Origin of the sequence: Embleya sp. NPDC020630 (assembly GCF_044334985.1) — a bacterium.
Taxonomy (GTDB): Bacteria; Actinomycetota; Actinomycetes; order Streptomycetales; family Streptomycetaceae; genus Embleya.
Genome location: NZ_JBIRUB010000019.1, coordinates 40,294 through 54,974, shown reverse-complemented (window position 1 = coordinate 54,974; position 14,681 = coordinate 40,294). Strand labels below are relative to the sequence as shown.

Annotated in this window: 11 protein-coding genes and 1 pseudogene; 11 read left to right on the top strand and 1 reads right to left on the bottom strand. The window is 70.6% G+C overall.

The window, feature by feature from the left end:
* Positions 1-1,520 precede the first annotated feature (1,520 nt).
* The 6 genes and pseudogenes from ACH4XV_RS38800 to ACH4XV_RS38775 all read left to right on the top strand — a co-directional run bounded on the left by ACH4XV_RS38800 (position 1,521) and on the right by ACH4XV_RS38775 (position 7,951).
* Positions 1,521-2,291 (top strand): LamG domain-containing protein, encoded by a 771-nt coding sequence (locus ACH4XV_RS38800; RefSeq protein WP_395797808.1) that lies wholly within the window; start codon positions 1,521-1,523, stop codon positions 2,289-2,291.
* Positions 2,230-4,098: a hypothetical protein gene (locus ACH4XV_RS38795; protein ID WP_395797649.1), complete on the top strand. Its 1,869-nt coding sequence runs from the start codon at positions 2,230-2,232 to the stop codon at positions 4,096-4,098. The genes ACH4XV_RS38800 and ACH4XV_RS38795 overlap by 62 nt, the downstream gene beginning before the upstream one ends.
* A gap of 12 nt (positions 4,099-4,110) precedes the next feature.
* A pseudogene (locus tag ACH4XV_RS38790) lies at positions 4,111-4,665 on the top strand (LamG-like jellyroll fold domain-containing protein); the annotation flags it as partial.
* Positions 4,614-5,111, top strand: a complete 498-nt coding sequence (locus ACH4XV_RS38785) for a LamG-like jellyroll fold domain-containing protein (RefSeq protein WP_395797647.1) — start codon at positions 4,614-4,616, stop codon at positions 5,109-5,111. The pseudogene ACH4XV_RS38790 and the gene ACH4XV_RS38785, both read left to right, overlap by 52 nt.
* Positions 5,112-5,261: 150 nt before the next feature.
* Positions 5,262-5,792 carry a hypothetical protein gene (locus ACH4XV_RS38780; protein ID WP_395797645.1) on the top strand — a complete coding sequence of 177 codons (531 nt, stop codon included), beginning with the start codon at positions 5,262-5,264 and terminating at the stop codon, positions 5,790-5,792.
* Positions 5,789-7,951: a hypothetical protein gene (locus tag ACH4XV_RS38775; RefSeq protein ID WP_395797643.1), complete on the top strand. Its 2,163-nt coding sequence runs from the start codon at positions 5,789-5,791 to the stop codon at positions 7,949-7,951. The genes ACH4XV_RS38780 and ACH4XV_RS38775 overlap by 4 nt, the downstream gene beginning before the upstream one ends.
* 1,185 nt (positions 7,952-9,136) lie before the next feature.
* On the opposite strand, the gene ACH4XV_RS38770 is transcribed toward ACH4XV_RS38775, so the two are convergent.
* A complete protein-coding gene (locus tag ACH4XV_RS38770; protein ID WP_395797641.1) occupies positions 9,137-9,475 on the bottom strand; it encodes a MerR family transcriptional regulator in 339 nt (112 codons plus the stop codon).
* A gap of 1,099 nt (positions 9,476-10,574) precedes the next feature.
* Here ACH4XV_RS38770 and ACH4XV_RS38765 point away from each other — a divergent pair.
* The 5 genes from ACH4XV_RS38765 (at position 10,575) to ACH4XV_RS38745 (ending at position 14,626) form a co-directional block, all read left to right on the top strand.
* Positions 10,575-11,066, top strand: a complete 492-nt coding sequence (locus ACH4XV_RS38765; RefSeq protein WP_395797639.1) for a SpoIIE family protein phosphatase — start codon at positions 10,575-10,577, stop codon at positions 11,064-11,066.
* 671 nt (positions 11,067-11,737) lie between these two features.
* Positions 11,738-12,097: a peptidase inhibitor family I36 protein gene (locus ACH4XV_RS38760; protein WP_395797637.1), complete on the top strand. Its 360-nt coding sequence runs from the start codon at positions 11,738-11,740 to the stop codon at positions 12,095-12,097.
* A 627-nt stretch (positions 12,098-12,724) separates the two neighbouring features.
* Positions 12,725-12,949, top strand: a complete 225-nt coding sequence (locus ACH4XV_RS38755; protein WP_395797806.1) for a helix-turn-helix domain-containing protein — start codon at positions 12,725-12,727, stop codon at positions 12,947-12,949.
* Between the two features lie 166 nt (positions 12,950-13,115).
* Positions 13,116-14,048: an alpha/beta fold hydrolase gene (locus ACH4XV_RS38750; protein ID WP_395797635.1), complete on the top strand. Its 933-nt coding sequence runs from the start codon at positions 13,116-13,118 to the stop codon at positions 14,046-14,048.
* Complete coding sequence (locus ACH4XV_RS38745) at positions 14,045-14,626, top strand: hypothetical protein (protein WP_395797633.1); 582 nt, start codon at positions 14,045-14,047, stop codon at positions 14,624-14,626. The genes ACH4XV_RS38750 and ACH4XV_RS38745 overlap by 4 nt, the downstream gene beginning before the upstream one ends.
* The last annotated feature ends 55 nt before the right edge of the window (positions 14,627-14,681 follow it).

Below are 14,681 nucleotides of genomic sequence, written 5' to 3'. Positions count from 1 at the left end.
AGGTGCCCTGACCCACGCGCTCGCCGCCGCCGGCCGCATCCTCGCCTGCACGTCGGTCCGAAGTACCCGGACGACGGTGCGTCGTGCCTGTACATCGACAACACGCGTGTGGTGCCGAAGGGTGACGCCCGCGCCTCGGGTACCACGACCCGGGATCGGTTTCCCCCATCACATCGATGCCTCCCGTAGTGGGTTCGTTCGCTGACGTCCACCTCGTGCGGAGCCAGGGTCGGGTGCGGTGGTGCGGTCGGCGAAGTCAGGCCCGGATCGAGGGCCATCGCGGCGCGCGGCCGATCGGTTCACACGCGAGCGCACGGATGTCGCAGCCGGCCCGCCGGACTCCCGGCCGGGCGCCGACCGGCGGGCCGACGCACCGACGGCGCCGGCGAAGCTTCGACGTGGACGCGCCTCGAGTACTTCGGGGTTGCCGAGTGCCTGTGCGGGGCTCTCATACGCGGTGCGTACGAACGATTACACGATTGCAACGACCGGCCTCACAGGGGAACCCGCCAAGGTTGCACGACGTGACTACGAAAGTAGCTGGCTGTACTGCCGCGCCTGTGCTACGAACCGACCCCGATCACGGGCCGCTTCGCAACGCGCGAGGCGCCGCGGGACGAGCCGTGGCGCGCGACCGGGAGGGCCCGGAGCCGATGGCCGTCCGTCCTGCGCAACACGATCGACCGCGTCGTCGCACTGCTGTGGCCCACCCTGACCACCGGCACCTCGGAATCGTCGGACGGCGGCGCATCCGGCCCGTGACCGCGGCCTCGATCGGGAGGCGGGAGCGTTGCGGGTTGCGAAGGCGGACGGCCCGCCACCAGCGGCCTGCACGGGCGGCCCGGCCACTGCCACGATCGGGGTGGCGACATCGGGGGCGACCCGGTCGTCGCCGACCAACCTCTCCGCCGTCGGCCCCGCATCAGGGACCACAGGGCCCAACTCGCCGGCCTGTCTCGTCTGTCCGCACGCTGCTCCGTGACATGTGGTGCCTGCGCTGTACAGCACCGGGCCGACTGGGTGGTGTCGGCGGATCGCGGCGAGTGTCGAGAGGGTTGGGCCTTGATCGCGTGAGGGGCCAGAGGGCTCCAATCGGCCAAATCGAAATCGAGGGGCTGCGGTCGAGCGGCCTACGGCCGGCGGAAGCCGAGGGCTGGATGACACTGAGGCCGCAGGTGGGAGACGCGGTGCCGTGGGTTGAGCGGTGAGCCGTCCGTCCCACTCGAGGCGCCGCTTCCGCGGCACGGAGAGGGACTTCCGGACGTCGTCCGGCCGCCTCTTCCGACGCGCGATCATCCGGTGTCATGATCAGATCGCCCGGTTCGATCGGGGGGTGGGGTGAGGCGGGTCGGGGGAAGCGGAAGGCATCGGGAAGGGCGGGGGCGAACGGGCGTTCGCGAGACCGGGCATGCGAAGTGGCGCCCCTCTGGAGTCTGGGCGCGCGTGCGGCTTCGCTCGCAGGGGTCGATCGTCCACGGCTCGTACACAACTGCGCGCAGGGCTCGGACGGGTTGTTCGACGTGGTGGGCGCTCGGCTCTACACCAGTCCGGACCCGAAGTTCGCCTCCTCGGTGCTGGAGCGCGGGCCGGGGACGTGCCCGCACACCAAGAGGCCGCTTGTGCCCGTACCGGCGACCCGCGACCGGGCCGGCACGGCGATGCGGTTCGACCCGGCGAAGAACACGCACGTGCTGCTGCCGGCCGCGCAGCCCGGGTCCGCGGCGGTTGCGTCGTCCGGTTACACGGTGGAAGCGTGGGTGCGTCCGGCCGCAGCCTCGGGGACCATCCTGGCGCACCATACCGGGGCATCGCCGACCAGCACGTTCGCGGTGGAGTTGGACGCGGACCGCAAGCTGGTGGCGGACCTGGGCGGGACCCGCGTGGTGTCGGGCACCGCGGTGCCCGTGAACGCCTACGTGCACGTCGCGGCGGTGTTCGACGGCAAGAACGCGTCCGTGTACATCGGCGGAGTGCGGGCGGGCGTACGCGCGGTGACGGCGGTGCCGGACGCGAGGTCGGCGGCGAGTGTCGGCGCGAAGCTTGTGTCGGGTACGCCGGAGGCCGGGTTCAAGGGCGACGTCGACGAGGTGCGGGTGTGGGAACGGGCGCGAACCGAGGCACGAGTTCGGCGATCGGGGGCTGCGCCTGTCGGGCATCGAGCCGGGCCTGGCGGTGTACTGCCGCTTCGACGAGGGGGCCTGCACGGTGGTCGGCGACCACACCCGGGCGATGCGCGACGGCACGGTGCACAACGGTGCTGTGTGGGCGGCCTCCGACGCTCCGGTGGGTGACGGGCCGGGGCTGTCGCGGGACGTGTTCGGCTTCGCCGGCCGCGCCGTGTCGACCGGTCTGGCGGCGGTCGTGTACGCCCAGCAGGAACCCGCCACGTCCGGGTACGGCACGGCGGTGGGGCACGAGAAGCGGCAGACGCGGGTGCTGGTGGCGTGCGGAACCTCCGGCCCTGCACCGACGGGAGGTTCGGCCAACCGCAGTTACCTCGCCGCGGTGGACTTCGCGGTCGCCCGGGACGGACGCCTGGCAACGGCCCCGTCGCTGGTCGCGCTGACCGAGGCGGGCAAACCCACGATGGTGGGCGACGCGGCAGCGGTGGCCGCCGCACAGGCGGCCGTGGACGCCGCGCGGGCGAGTCTGGACAAGGACCGGCAAGTGGCCGCGCAGATCCCGCAGACCCAGGCGAACATCGGCTACTGGGAGGGGATGTTCGGCTACGCGTACGTGTCGTTCTCCGGCTGGTATCGGCAACTCCAGGAGCAGCAGGCCGCGCAGCAGCGGCTGGGCGCGCGCCAGGCGGCCCTGGACACCGCGGAGGACGCATTGGTGACCGTGTCGGGCGGCACCCGCGGAGGCGGCGACACGGTGGTGGCCATGCCGGTGGTCTCCACCGACCGGCAGGGACTGACGGTCTGCGGCGCGTTGCTGGCGTTCGCCTGGACCGAGGACGCGCCGTTCCTCCTGGACGGCACGGGCGGCGACGTGGTGCTGTACTTCCGGGGCGGGGCCGGGCAGTTCTTCTCGGCCTACTACTCCACGCTGGTCACCCGCGCGACCCGGAGCCTGGGGGCGGGCGCGGACCGGCTGGAGTTCGTCGCCCGCGACACCGCCACGCGCGCCAAGGACTTCACCGTGCGGGTCGCCGCCGATGCCGGTTCGGCCGCGGACCTGTGCACGGTGACCGTGACCTGCGGGTCACGCACCGAGACCTACCTGCGCGTGCCGCGCGCCGCGGCCTCGCTGGCCGCGGTCCTCAACGGCAACCCGCCGACCGGGACGCTGCTGGGCATCGTCCTGTCGGTCAAGGACCGGCTCGTCGAACTGACCGCGCCTTTGTCCGCACCGCTCGCGGTCGGCAGCCTGGTCCTGGTCGGCGGGCGGGTACGCAAGATCGACGCCGCCGCGCCGGCAGGCGCGACCACGTTCACCGTCGCCGGCGACCCGGTCACCGCCGCGGCCGGATCGCAGGTCACCGCGGCGCTCTACGACTACGCCGACGCCACCGCCGGCGTGACCGGTACCGACCTGTCCTCGGGGTCGCGGATCGTCGCCGTCACCCGCGTGGGTTCCACCGCCGCCGTGGTCGCCGACGGCGACGCGAAGGACGCCGGCGACGGGGTCGGGCCGCACTGGCGGGGCCACGCCCCGGGCCGCGCACCCGCGTTCGACGGAACCACGCAGTACCTGACCGCCGTGAACGGCGCGGACTTCGGCACGGACGGCGACCTGACGCTGGAGGCGTGGCTCAACCCCGCCTCGGCAACCGGCACCGTGCTGCGCGCCGCCGGTCCCGCCACCCCCTACGGCCTGGCGCTGCGCGGCACCACGTTGTCCAGCGGCATCAGCTTCGAAGAGGACAACGTCATCGAGTGCGGCGACCGCCTCACGCTGACCGGCATCAGCTTCAGCATCGAGATGTGGGTCTTCCGCCAGGCCGTCAACCGCGAGGACCTGGTGTTCAGCACCGGTCTCAGCCTGCTGGTCGGGATCGACTCGTCCAACCGCTTCCTGTTCGGCGGCGACTTCGGCACCCCCGGCCGGGCCGACCTCGACTATGCCGTGACCACCGCCACCGTCCCCGCCTAGGAATGGCATCACTGGGCGGTGGTCCACGACGCCTCCACGGGCACCCGCCGGGTGTACCGCGACGGCGTGGAGATGGCGTGCACCTCCGGAACCGGCGGCGCGGTCGCCACGGGCACCTTCGGTGGCCAGAGCTTGGTCGGTCAGGGCGATTCACGCACCGTCAGGCTCGGGTACCGGGCCCAGGACGGGAACCCTGGTGCGCGCGTCTGCCTGGACGAGGTGCGGGTGTGGGGCCGCGCGCGGACCGCGGACGAGATCAAGGAGACGATGCGCCGACGGCTCCGCGGCCGAGAGAACGACCTGCTGGCGTACTGGCAGTTCAGCAACGGATCGACGCTCGACCGTTCCGGCTGCGGTAACCACGGGACCCTGGTGGGCCCGTACCGGCCGTCGGTCTCCGGGCTGGACGGCTACGCCCCCGTGGCCACGGTCGGCGCGCAGACGTTCACGCTGTCGGAAGGGGCCCCGTCGGCGACTGGAGCCACGTCGCGCTGGCGTTCAAACAGCACTGGGCGATGGCGATGGACGGCGCCGGCCACCTGGACGCGGGCGGGCCCGAGGGCCTGAACCAGCTCGGCGATCTGACCATCGAGGCCGGCGTGCGCCTGGACGCGCTCGGCGTCGTGCACGGCCTGGTGGGCAAGGGCGTGGTGGAAGGCGGGGCGGCGGGCACGGCACTGCCGTACGCGCTGGTGGTGGAGGCGGACGGGCAACTGGCGTTCATGTTCGAGAAGGGCGGCGGCGGCAAGGACAGTCTGGTCACCGTCCGCTCCGGGACCAAGCTCCAAGTCGGCGTGTTCACCCGGGTCGCGGTCACCCGCAAGGGCGGCCACAACGACAGGGGCGGCGTGGCGATCCGCCTGTACATCGACGGCACCCCCGTCGGGCACAAGCCATTCGTGTTCGAGGGCGCCGCACCGGTGGGCAACGACGAGAACTGCGAACTGGGCCGCCACCGCCAGGGCCGCACCACAAGTCACCTGCGCGGCTCCCTGACCGACGTACGGATCTGAAACGTCGCCCGCGACGAGAAGCAGATCGGCGCCGCGATCACCCCCAAGACCCCGGGGCTGACCGCGTGGTGGGCCTTCCCCGAGAAGGAGGGCGCCGTCACCGCGGACGCCTGCGACACCTTCCCCGCCAAGGTGCGCGGCGCCCGCCGCGTGCGCACCCCCGACCCCAACGGAAACCTCGCCACCTTCTACATCGACGGCGCCCCGCAACCGGCCTGGATCGCGCCCATGTACGCCCAACCGATCTACCCCGGCGAGGCGCACGCCACCCTCGCGGGCCGGCGCCACAGCGGAACACTGGCCAACGGCTACGCCGGGTCCATGGACGAAGTGCGGATCTGGCGGACCTGCCGCACCCGGGAGCAGATCCTGGACAACATGTTCGGCCGGCTGCGCGGCGAGACGAAGGACATGGTCGCCTACTTCCCCTTCGACGGCGCCTCCACCCAGGCCGGCGCCACGGTCAAGGACTCCGGACCACGCGGCAACGACCTGAGCCCCTCGCCCGACGCCCCGCGGAACGTCATCTCCAGCGCACCCATCTCCGCCGACGCCGCGGAAGTCCGCTCCGCACTCACCGGAATCGGCAGCACCTTCAACGCCCGCATCGACGCGCCCCCGCCGCCTCCGAGTACGGAGACCTGCAAGCCGACGCCGACGGACGTGCGTTCGGCGTCATGAAACGCGCCTACACCTTCATCCGGCACGGCAGGTGGGAGCTGCACACCGGCTTCAAGACCGGGGAACTGACCAGCACGTGGGTCGGGCAGGCCCAATTCGACCCGCAACTGGTCGGCTTCCTCGAAGGCGCGCCGCCGATGCCCTCGGAGAACATGGTCTGGGGAACCGCCGACGACTACGCCGAGAAGGCGTCCGTGTCCTTCGTCCAGGCCGACTCGGTCACCAACACCATCTCCAACGACGAGAAGCGCAGCCTGGACGCGTCCGCCAAGGGCAAGGTGGAGTTCTGGGTCAACGACGACACCTCCATCGTCGTCGCGCCCCTCGGCGTCGGCACCGCGAAGGAGGCCGTCAAGGTCAAGGTGGGCATGACCGTCGAGGCCGAGATCAAGTTCTCCAACGGCTGGGCCACCAACCTCGCGGTGTCCCAGAGCACCGAGACCACCCGCACCAGCGGCGTCGTGCTGACCGGCCAGTGGGAGGAGGACGCCCGGACCGGCCAGGTCAACCCCGACGCCGGCCGGCGCTGGATACCCGCCAACACCGGCTTCGCGATCGTCCAGTCCGCCACCGCCGACCTGTACGCGCTGCGCCTGGCCCACACCGGCGTCCTGGTGGCCTACCGGATGATCCCCAACGCCGACATCCCACGCGACTGGAACATCATCGCGTTCCCCATCAACCCCCGCTACACCAAGCAGGGCACCCTGGACGGCCTGGTCGGCTTCGCCCCAAAGGGCAGCTCCGGCGCGCTGCAGCCCTTCCCCGACCCCGCGTTCCCCAACGCCGGGGACGGCGGCGAACACAGCTACTACCGCCCCCGCGAGGCGTACGCCATCAAACGACGCATCCAACGCGAGGAGCAGCAACTCCAGAGCTTCTACGAATCGGTGTCCACCGAGAGCGCCACCTTCGCCGCCCACAACCCCGTCCGCGACCAGGCCAACCGGGTCCTCGGCGGCATGATGGGCGGCACCGGAACGGGTCTGACTCCGGACACGGCCAATCCGGCCGAAGTCCGCAAGGCCGCGAACAGCGCGTCCCGCCGCCACATGGTCAACACCTACGTGTGGACCGCGGCCGGCGACCTGTTCTCGGAGACGAAGTCCACCACCGACCAGGTCACCCAGGTCACCACCGGCGACTACACGGTCAGCAGCAGCCTGAGCGTCGGCGGATTCGCCGAAATCGAAGCGGGCCCGGTCGGCGTCAACCTCTCCGGCAGCGTCACCCTCGGCGGCGGCTACGCGGTCACCCGCAGCAAGACCAAGGAAGCCAAGCGCACGTTCAGCCTGGAAGTGAAGGCCGAGCCCGCACGCGACCTGCAAAAGCGCGAAGGGGACAAGCCCGTCTTCGACATCGCGCGCAACCCGGTCCTCGTGCCCGGCCGCGTCGACGCCTACCGGTTCATGACCTTCTACCTCGACAGTTCCACCGACAACTACGAGGACTTCTACGGCAAGGTCGTCGACCCCGAGTGGCTCGACCGCAACACCGGACCGGACGCCCGCGCGCTGCGTCAAACCCGGCAGGGCGACCGCAAGCCCCCGTGTTGGCGCATCCTGCACCGCGTCACCTTCGTCAGCCGCGTCCAGGACACCGCCACCACGACCCCGTCCCTGGCCAAGGCGATGGGCACTCTCGGCATTACCAGCGACTATCACCTGATGCGGCAGTTGGAACCCCACCTTGCCGGCGCCGGCACCGACCGTGCCGCACTCACCGCCGCCGCCAGGACCACCATCGCCACCCGATTCCCGGCCCTCGCCCCGTACACCGACACCATCGCCGAACGCCTCGCCGCCTACTACAACCTCCCCGCCGAGACGACACCGACGACTCCTGCCCCGCCTTCGACGCCCGCGGCAACCAGCACCCTCACGACAGCCGCCTCCACCGTCGCCACCGGCGGCACCATCACCATGCGCTACTCGACCCCGGCCGCCACCCTCGCCGCCACGAACTGGATCGGCTTCTACCGTGACGGCACCGGCCCCGCCAACGGCTCAGCCGTCGACTGGAAATACGCCCCCGCCGCCGACGGCAGCCTCGACTTCCCCGCCGGCGGCAAGCTCGCCCCCGGCAACTACCGGGTCTGGTACCTCCACAACGACGGCTACACCGCACTCGCCGGGCCGGTCGCCCTGATCGTCACCTGACCCGCCCGAGCAGCACACCCCTTGGCCGCACCACGACGGGCCAGTGGCCAGTGCCCAACGCCGGCAGCCGCCCCCGTCGCGTCCACCACGCGACGGGGGCGGCCCCGGTCCGGCTCCGTTTCCGATCGACCGACCCACCGTGCGGAACGCCATCACCGGCCCGGTGCCGCCGAGGACAAGGCTTGGAGCGACGGGTGAGGGCCCCGGCGCGAGTCGCCGGTCGCTCGCCGGGCAATCACGTTCGTGCCCGGGTGATTGCCTTCGGTCGTTCGGGTCGAACGGTGGTCGGCCCTGCCGTGGCGGGCGGGTCGGGTCGGGTCGGGTGCGTTCGGCGCGGCGGGACACGACGTGCGGGTGTCCGGACATGCTTCAGGCCATTTCCTCGATACGTACAACCGGTTGCCGTCGTTGTGGGGACTGTGGGGGTGGTCGCCGCCGGGGGGGTGGCCACGCGACGGACGGAAGGGGACCTCGCGTCGGAGACGGAAGCGCGGGCGGCGGAGGACGGGTCGACGCAGGACGCAGGAGGGAACAGCGGAGGCGGCGGGAGCGGCGGGCAGGGTCGCCACCACGTTCGTGGGCGGCCTCTCCGACCCGAAGGGGCCGGCGGTGGCCGGGGACGGCAGCGCGTACGTCGCGGACACGAGGCGTTCATGCGCGGCGCCTGCGACACGGTGGGCACGACCTCGATGCCGATCGACTCGAACACGACGTCGAAGGCAGCGGCACTTCGGCGCGACGGCCGTGTCCTGGTCGAGGGTGCCGTCGATCGTGAAGTGGGCCGGGCCGGTTTGGGCGGGTGCCCTTTTCGTGGGGTCCACACATTCACCTCGCGGCGTGGTGTGCGGGCTGTGCCCCGCAGGCGGGGAGGGGAACGGCTCCGACCGCGCGTGCGGTCGGAGCCGTTCCGGTTCGTCGCGCGGATCATCGGTGGGGGATCACCGGTGGCCGCGGACGAGTCCATGCCGCCTCGCCCCGCCCGGATCCGATCGGCGACGGTCGCAACAGGCCGGGCGTGAGGTCGTCGAGTCCGACGGCGGGAGGAGGATCACGGGAACGTCGGGGGCGGGCCCGCGCCCGGATTCTTACCGCCGGGGGGTGAAGTCGCCCGGAACGCTCGGCGTTGCGGGCGGGATGTGCGGGCGGCGTCCGTGAGGCCGATGGGGGTACGGGTCCCGGTCGTCTTCAGGCGGCGGCCGTGGGGTTCGCCGCTTCGAGGGGCGGGCTGTGTGCGGCGTTGAGGCGCCGGGCTTGTTCGAGTCGGGTCTCGAGGGTGACGATGCGGCAGGCGGCCTCGATGGAGGTCCCGCCGTGCGCGAGTTCCCGGGCCCGGGCTGCGATGCGCAGCTGGTGGCGGGAGTAGCGGCGGTGTCCGCCGGCGGAGCGCCGCGGGGTGATGAGGCCGGCGTGCTCGATCGCGCGCAGGAAGCCGGGGGTGGTGCCGAGGAGTTCGGCGGCGAGGCCGGTGGTGTAGGCGGGGTGGTGGTCGTCGTCGAGACGGCCGTGCGGGTCGTCTGCCGTCATCTCACCTCTCTGTCCGTCCGTGTCCGGTCGTGGAGCTGCACGTGGAGGGGCCCTGGTGCCGTTGGCACCAGGGCCCCGAAGGAACTGCTACACCATCTGCCGGCCCTGGCACTGCGCCGGCCCTCTGTTTCCGCAGACCCGACCGAACTTCCGTCGGGAGTGCGGGGATCGCGGATGCGTGACCGGAGACCACCTCACTATCGATGTCCTGCGGTACCCGGGCCGACACTCCCGCCCGGGCGATCCGATGGCGCTTCCACTCCTTCGTCGTTTCCTCTGTGACATCAACTGCTACTGCGTACTGCGGGTACTGCGACTTCGGGTGATACGTACTGCGGTTGCTGCGTACTGCCTGTACTGCTCCATCGGTTACTGCGTACTGCGGGTGATACGTACTGCTCGGTGGCTTTTCACTGCGCCACCTTCGGCAGCCAGCCCCGATCGCCCATCCTGCATCCGCTTGGCGTGGAACCCCACTGCCGAACCTCCCGGTGCGCGCGTCCACAGCCGACGCCTTCACCGAGGTACCGCTCACCTACTCCAACTGCGGGTACTGCGAATACCGAACTGCGGTACTGCTCACGGCGACCCCGGTCAACGCGGGCCACCCGGTGCGGCCGTCAGTCCCGTCGCCGTCCTGCGACAACCCTGACTCCGAGACTCCACAAGCACACCGTCCTGCACACTGCGACTACCTGTACTGCCTTACTGCGGCTGGCAGTTCGTCCCTGCCAGACCCTTCGGTCTCTCTGGGCTACGACAGAAACCATAACCACACCACCACTCGATGTCTACTCCAGTCAGCATAGATTTTTGATGATTCGAAGCGCACAAAATCTGCCCCGTGGCGCACCGCCGCGATGCGTGGTGGCAGGAGTGACCCGACCCATCAGCGGAACACCGGCGCGAGGCGACGCCCCGCCCGCGTGCGGGGACGGCTGGGCGGCCCGCCCGGACGGCACCGAGGCATCGGCGCCCGGGCCGGCCGCGCGGGACGCGGTGGCAGGCGCCCGTGTCCCCGCCCCGGACCGGACCGTGCCCGTGCCCGTGCCGGCCCTCGCCGCCTTCGGGGCGGGGCCCGCGGTGCTGGTGATGCTGTGTGACGGACTCGGCCACGGCCCCCTGCGCAAACCGCCGCCCGGGCCGCGATCCGCGCCTTCCACACCGGCGGCACCCGACCCGACGAGATCGTGCGGGCGATCCACCAGGCCCTGCCGGCACACGCGGCGCCGCGGTGGCCGTGGCACGCGTCGAACCCGACCGCGCCCACGTGCTCTTCTGCGGCGTCGGCGACACCGCCGCCGCGATCGTGACTCCCACGTCCAAGACCGACCTGCCCTCTCAGCCCGGCATCGTCGGACACCACACGCGCGCCCCCCGCACCACCGCGCACCCACTGCCTCCCGGCAGCGCGCTGGTCATGCACTCCGACGGCCTGACCCGACGATGGAACCCCGAAACCCTCCACGGAGTCCTCCGACACACGCCCGCCGTGATCGCGGGACACCGGCCCTGCACCGCCGGCCCAGAGCCCCGGAACGGCTACGCGCGACTCGTCAGGTGCCACCCGCGGTACCGCAGGCAGCTATAGCACCGTTGGAGCACCCGGTCGACCCTCGGGCTTCGATACTGCCCGAGGCCCGCAACGGCGGACTCCCGGTCGGGGTACCGCACCTTGCCGCTCGGGCACCCGCCCCGCCCGGACTTCGGGGCCGGGCACCCTACGTCGTCGAGATGGTGCGCGGTTCGCCGCCCTCGTACCGATCGAAAGGTCGCCGGGTATGCCGCCATTCCCGGAACGCGCAACGGCGCGCGACTCCTCGGACAGGTCCTCCGGGAACCGACTGCGGATCCCGACAGCGTCGAAGTGCGGAACGAACGCCCTTTCTCTGTCCTCGCCCAACCCCGTGAACATGCCCGCGAGGAACGACCGGTCCCACGGCTGAGCGACGACGAAGAGCTTGCTCCGCGGCCGGGTCGGCTCTCGGAACCCACGCACCGGCCGACACGGCCGCCTCCCCGCGAGAAGGGGACTTCCCCTTCTCGCCCCGCGTCCGGCGTCCCGAACAAGAACGGGACACGTTCCGAACAAGGCGCTGACCAGGCCGAACGGCTCCCGGACTGTCCGGGACGACGATCCGTCCTTGCCTGGGTCTCCGGGGATTGGCCAGCCTTTCGTCTTGTCATCGGGACCCATGCACTGGGGGCACACACCCACCCAGACAGCCGAGACCCACACCACGACATGTAGAGGAGTAACCAATGAACGGAATCAGGAAGATCACCACCGTCGCGGCCGCCACCGCGATGAGCGTCGGCCTGCTCGCGGTCCCTGCGGCTTCGGCGCAGACCACGGCCGCGGCATACAGTTGCCCGAGCGGCTGGATCTGCCTCTACAGCCAGACGGGCGGCTACGGGGAAAAACTCCAGTACCAAAACCCCGGCTACTGGCAGAATCTCCGCTTCACGGCGCGATCCGTGTACAACAACCGCGACACCGATGCAGCGGTCGCCGTGGGGTCGAACGGTTCCGGTGGCAGTTTCTGTATCGACTCCGGGCACAAGAACGGCAACATGACGGCGAAGTCGGTGTACCTGGCTTACACCGACGGCAACTGCTGAGGCGATTCGCCCGAGTGAACATGACCGGACGCTCACGGTCACTCGATGCCGTACGTCCGCGTCGCGCCCGGCCAGGCAGGGCGGTTCGTGCCTCGGCCGGGCGCGTCCGGTGCCCCCGACTCCGGCGGATCATCGGCGGCGGGCTCGCACCATTTGCGTCCGGGGCGATCCCCGGCGGGTACGGGCCGGCCCGTACGTGGCCGAAGGTCGCGTGTCGCGTGTCGACCCCGGGCACCGGGACGCCGTCCCGAACGGGTCCGCGCACCGATGGTCCCCCGGGTATCGATGTGCCCGACGAGCGCATGGACATGCCTTCCCCCGAAGTCTGCGATGGACCACGGCGGGCACACCGTCACGACAATCCGGGTGCGCTCCGCAAAGCCCTCGAGGTCGTGGGTCGGGATCGTCCGTGGCGTTCCCGTCCGACCCGCGCCGACGACGCCAAGCGCCGGTGTCGTGAACTCCCCCGTCCATGAGCGTGGTTGAGGCCAGTCAAAGTGAAATGAGTACGCGTATTTCCACTCGCCACCTCTACAAGCTCTTCCAAGGGCAGGGCCTTTCAGTGGCCGACGGGATCCGCAGAAAAGTCGGCTTGAACGCTGCAGACACGATCTCGCCGATCCTGCTCTGCGTTCCCGCACGATCCTGGCCGTTGCAGCCCGGTGGGGTTTCACGGATGGCGCCAACTTCAGCCGCGCCTTTCGAGCTTCATACGGCATGCCTCCCGGAGACTACGGCCACCTTCACGCATTTGGTGTCGTGCGAGAACTGACAAGAACCGTGCAGGCCACGACAAGAACTTTCCGATCGTTCCTCGACACACTGGTTCCGGGGAATGATCGATCCTCGTGACTGCGGACGAGCCTTCGTACAGGTGGCTTCGTTCAATACGGACAAGTCTGGTGCCCGTTCGGAACGATCAATCGGCCTATAAGGGGTCGGTCGGGCGTGCTCATGTTCGAAACCCCAATCACAACACACGATTCGGCACCCACGAACGAGAGGAGGTGCGTCGACGGTGACGACGACGTCGCTCGAACGGAAGTTCGCCATCGGCGTGGCGGGACTGTCCGCGTGGAGCTGGGCAATCGGTGCGCGTGCGAGGCGCGCGGGCAGGCGCCGACGCGAGGCGGAGTTCTCCGTGATGCCGCGCGGGGACGGCACCGTGGTCGAAGTCGATCAACGGCGCCCGGCGAACGCCGCGTTCGGCGTGGTCTTCTTCAACGGACTCGGCCTGCCACACGAGGAGTGGACCGGTGTTCGCCGGTATCTGCCCGAGACCGCCGCACACGTCGGTTACAACCGGCCCGGCCACGGCCTCAGCAGCCCGCGCGACGGGGTCACCCTGGAAGAACACTTCGAGATCGTGGACGAACTGCGCGACCGCTACCTCGACGGGTTGCCGGTCGTCCTCGTCGGGCACTCGCTCGGGGGCCACCTGGCCGCCGCGTACGCCGAACTTCGCGGTGGTACGGGGCTGTCCCACGTCGTCATGGTGGATCCCACCGTCACCGCCGACCTCCGGGCCCGGGCCGGCGACTCCGCCGACGCGTGGACACGGCAACGGCTGTTGATGGAACGCGTGTGGGCGGTGGCGGGGCTCAACGTCCTGCGGCCCCTCGGATCGTTCGGAGGACACTTCTCCGACGAGATCAGGGCCAGCCTCACCCAGTATCACGCGCTGCCTCGCACATGGGCCACCGCGTACCGGGAGTACTTGGCCGCGCATTCCTACCGACCGGTACGCGGCCTCGACATGCCGTTGCACGTGGTGACCGCCCTCAAGGGCACGATCGCCGAGCGCCACCTGGCCTCGCAGCAACGGCTGCTGGCGCTGTCGGAGCGTTCCCGACATCACGTGTACGAGGACGTCGACCACATGGGCGTCGTCGCCGACGAGAGGTGTGCGAAGGCTCTCGCGCACCTGGCCTCCCCCGAGAGCCGGCCGTGAACGGGCAACGCGCCGTGTACGCGGCGGTATCCACGGGGCTCGCCGTGTGGCTCGTCAACACCGCCGCCGGGCAACTTCCGGACCAACGGTTCGACCACCTGCTCGAAAAGGGGCCGCTGCGCCTCCTGCGGGCACCCAACTGGCGCTTCTTCGGACCCAATCCCGGGGTGTCGGACATGCACCTGCTCTACCGCGACATCGTCGACGGCGCGGCCACTCCCTGGTCGGAGATCGAGGCGATCCGGGAGCGGCCCTGGTACAGCCTGTTCTGGAACGCGGGCAACCGAGTCCCCAAGGTCGTCTTCGACGCTCTCCAAATCATCGTCAAGGCAGCCCACGAGTCCGGCTCCGAGATGCCCAACCTCGTCGCCAGCTCCGGCTACCGGCTCATACGGCGCTACCTGACGACGTGCGTCGCACACGAACCAGGCGCCCAACACACGCAGTTCATGATGTTGCAGGGGCATCCCGAGACCGCCGAACGGTACCGGGTGCAGCCCATGTTCGCCTCCGAGCACATACCACTCAAGCCCGCGCAACCGCCGGCCGACACCCCCGCGGCCATCCTTGCGCGGTAGGTCGCGTCGACCGGGGATTCCGCCCTCAGGCCACCGTACGCGCTGTTCGCCTGCG

Bases quoted from the DNA above. Each gene is read 5' to 3' on its own strand.
- ACH4XV_RS38795 (WP_395797649.1), top strand. From the start codon at position 2,230: ATGCGCGACGGCACGGTGCACAACGGTGCTGTGTGGGCGGCCTCCGAC.
- ACH4XV_RS38785 (WP_395797647.1), top strand. From the start codon at position 4,614: ATGGCGATGGACGGCGCCGGCCACCTGGACGCGGGCGGGCCCGAGGGC.
- ACH4XV_RS38775 (WP_395797643.1), top strand. From the start codon at position 5,789: ATGAAACGCGCCTACACCTTCATCCGGCACGGCAGGTGGGAGCTGCAC.
- ACH4XV_RS38770 (WP_395797641.1), bottom strand. From the start codon at position 9,475: ATGACGGCAGACGACCCGCACGGCCGTCTCGACGACGACCACCACCCC.
- ACH4XV_RS38760 (WP_395797637.1), top strand. From the start codon at position 11,738: ATGAACGGAATCAGGAAGATCACCACCGTCGCGGCCGCCACCGCGATG.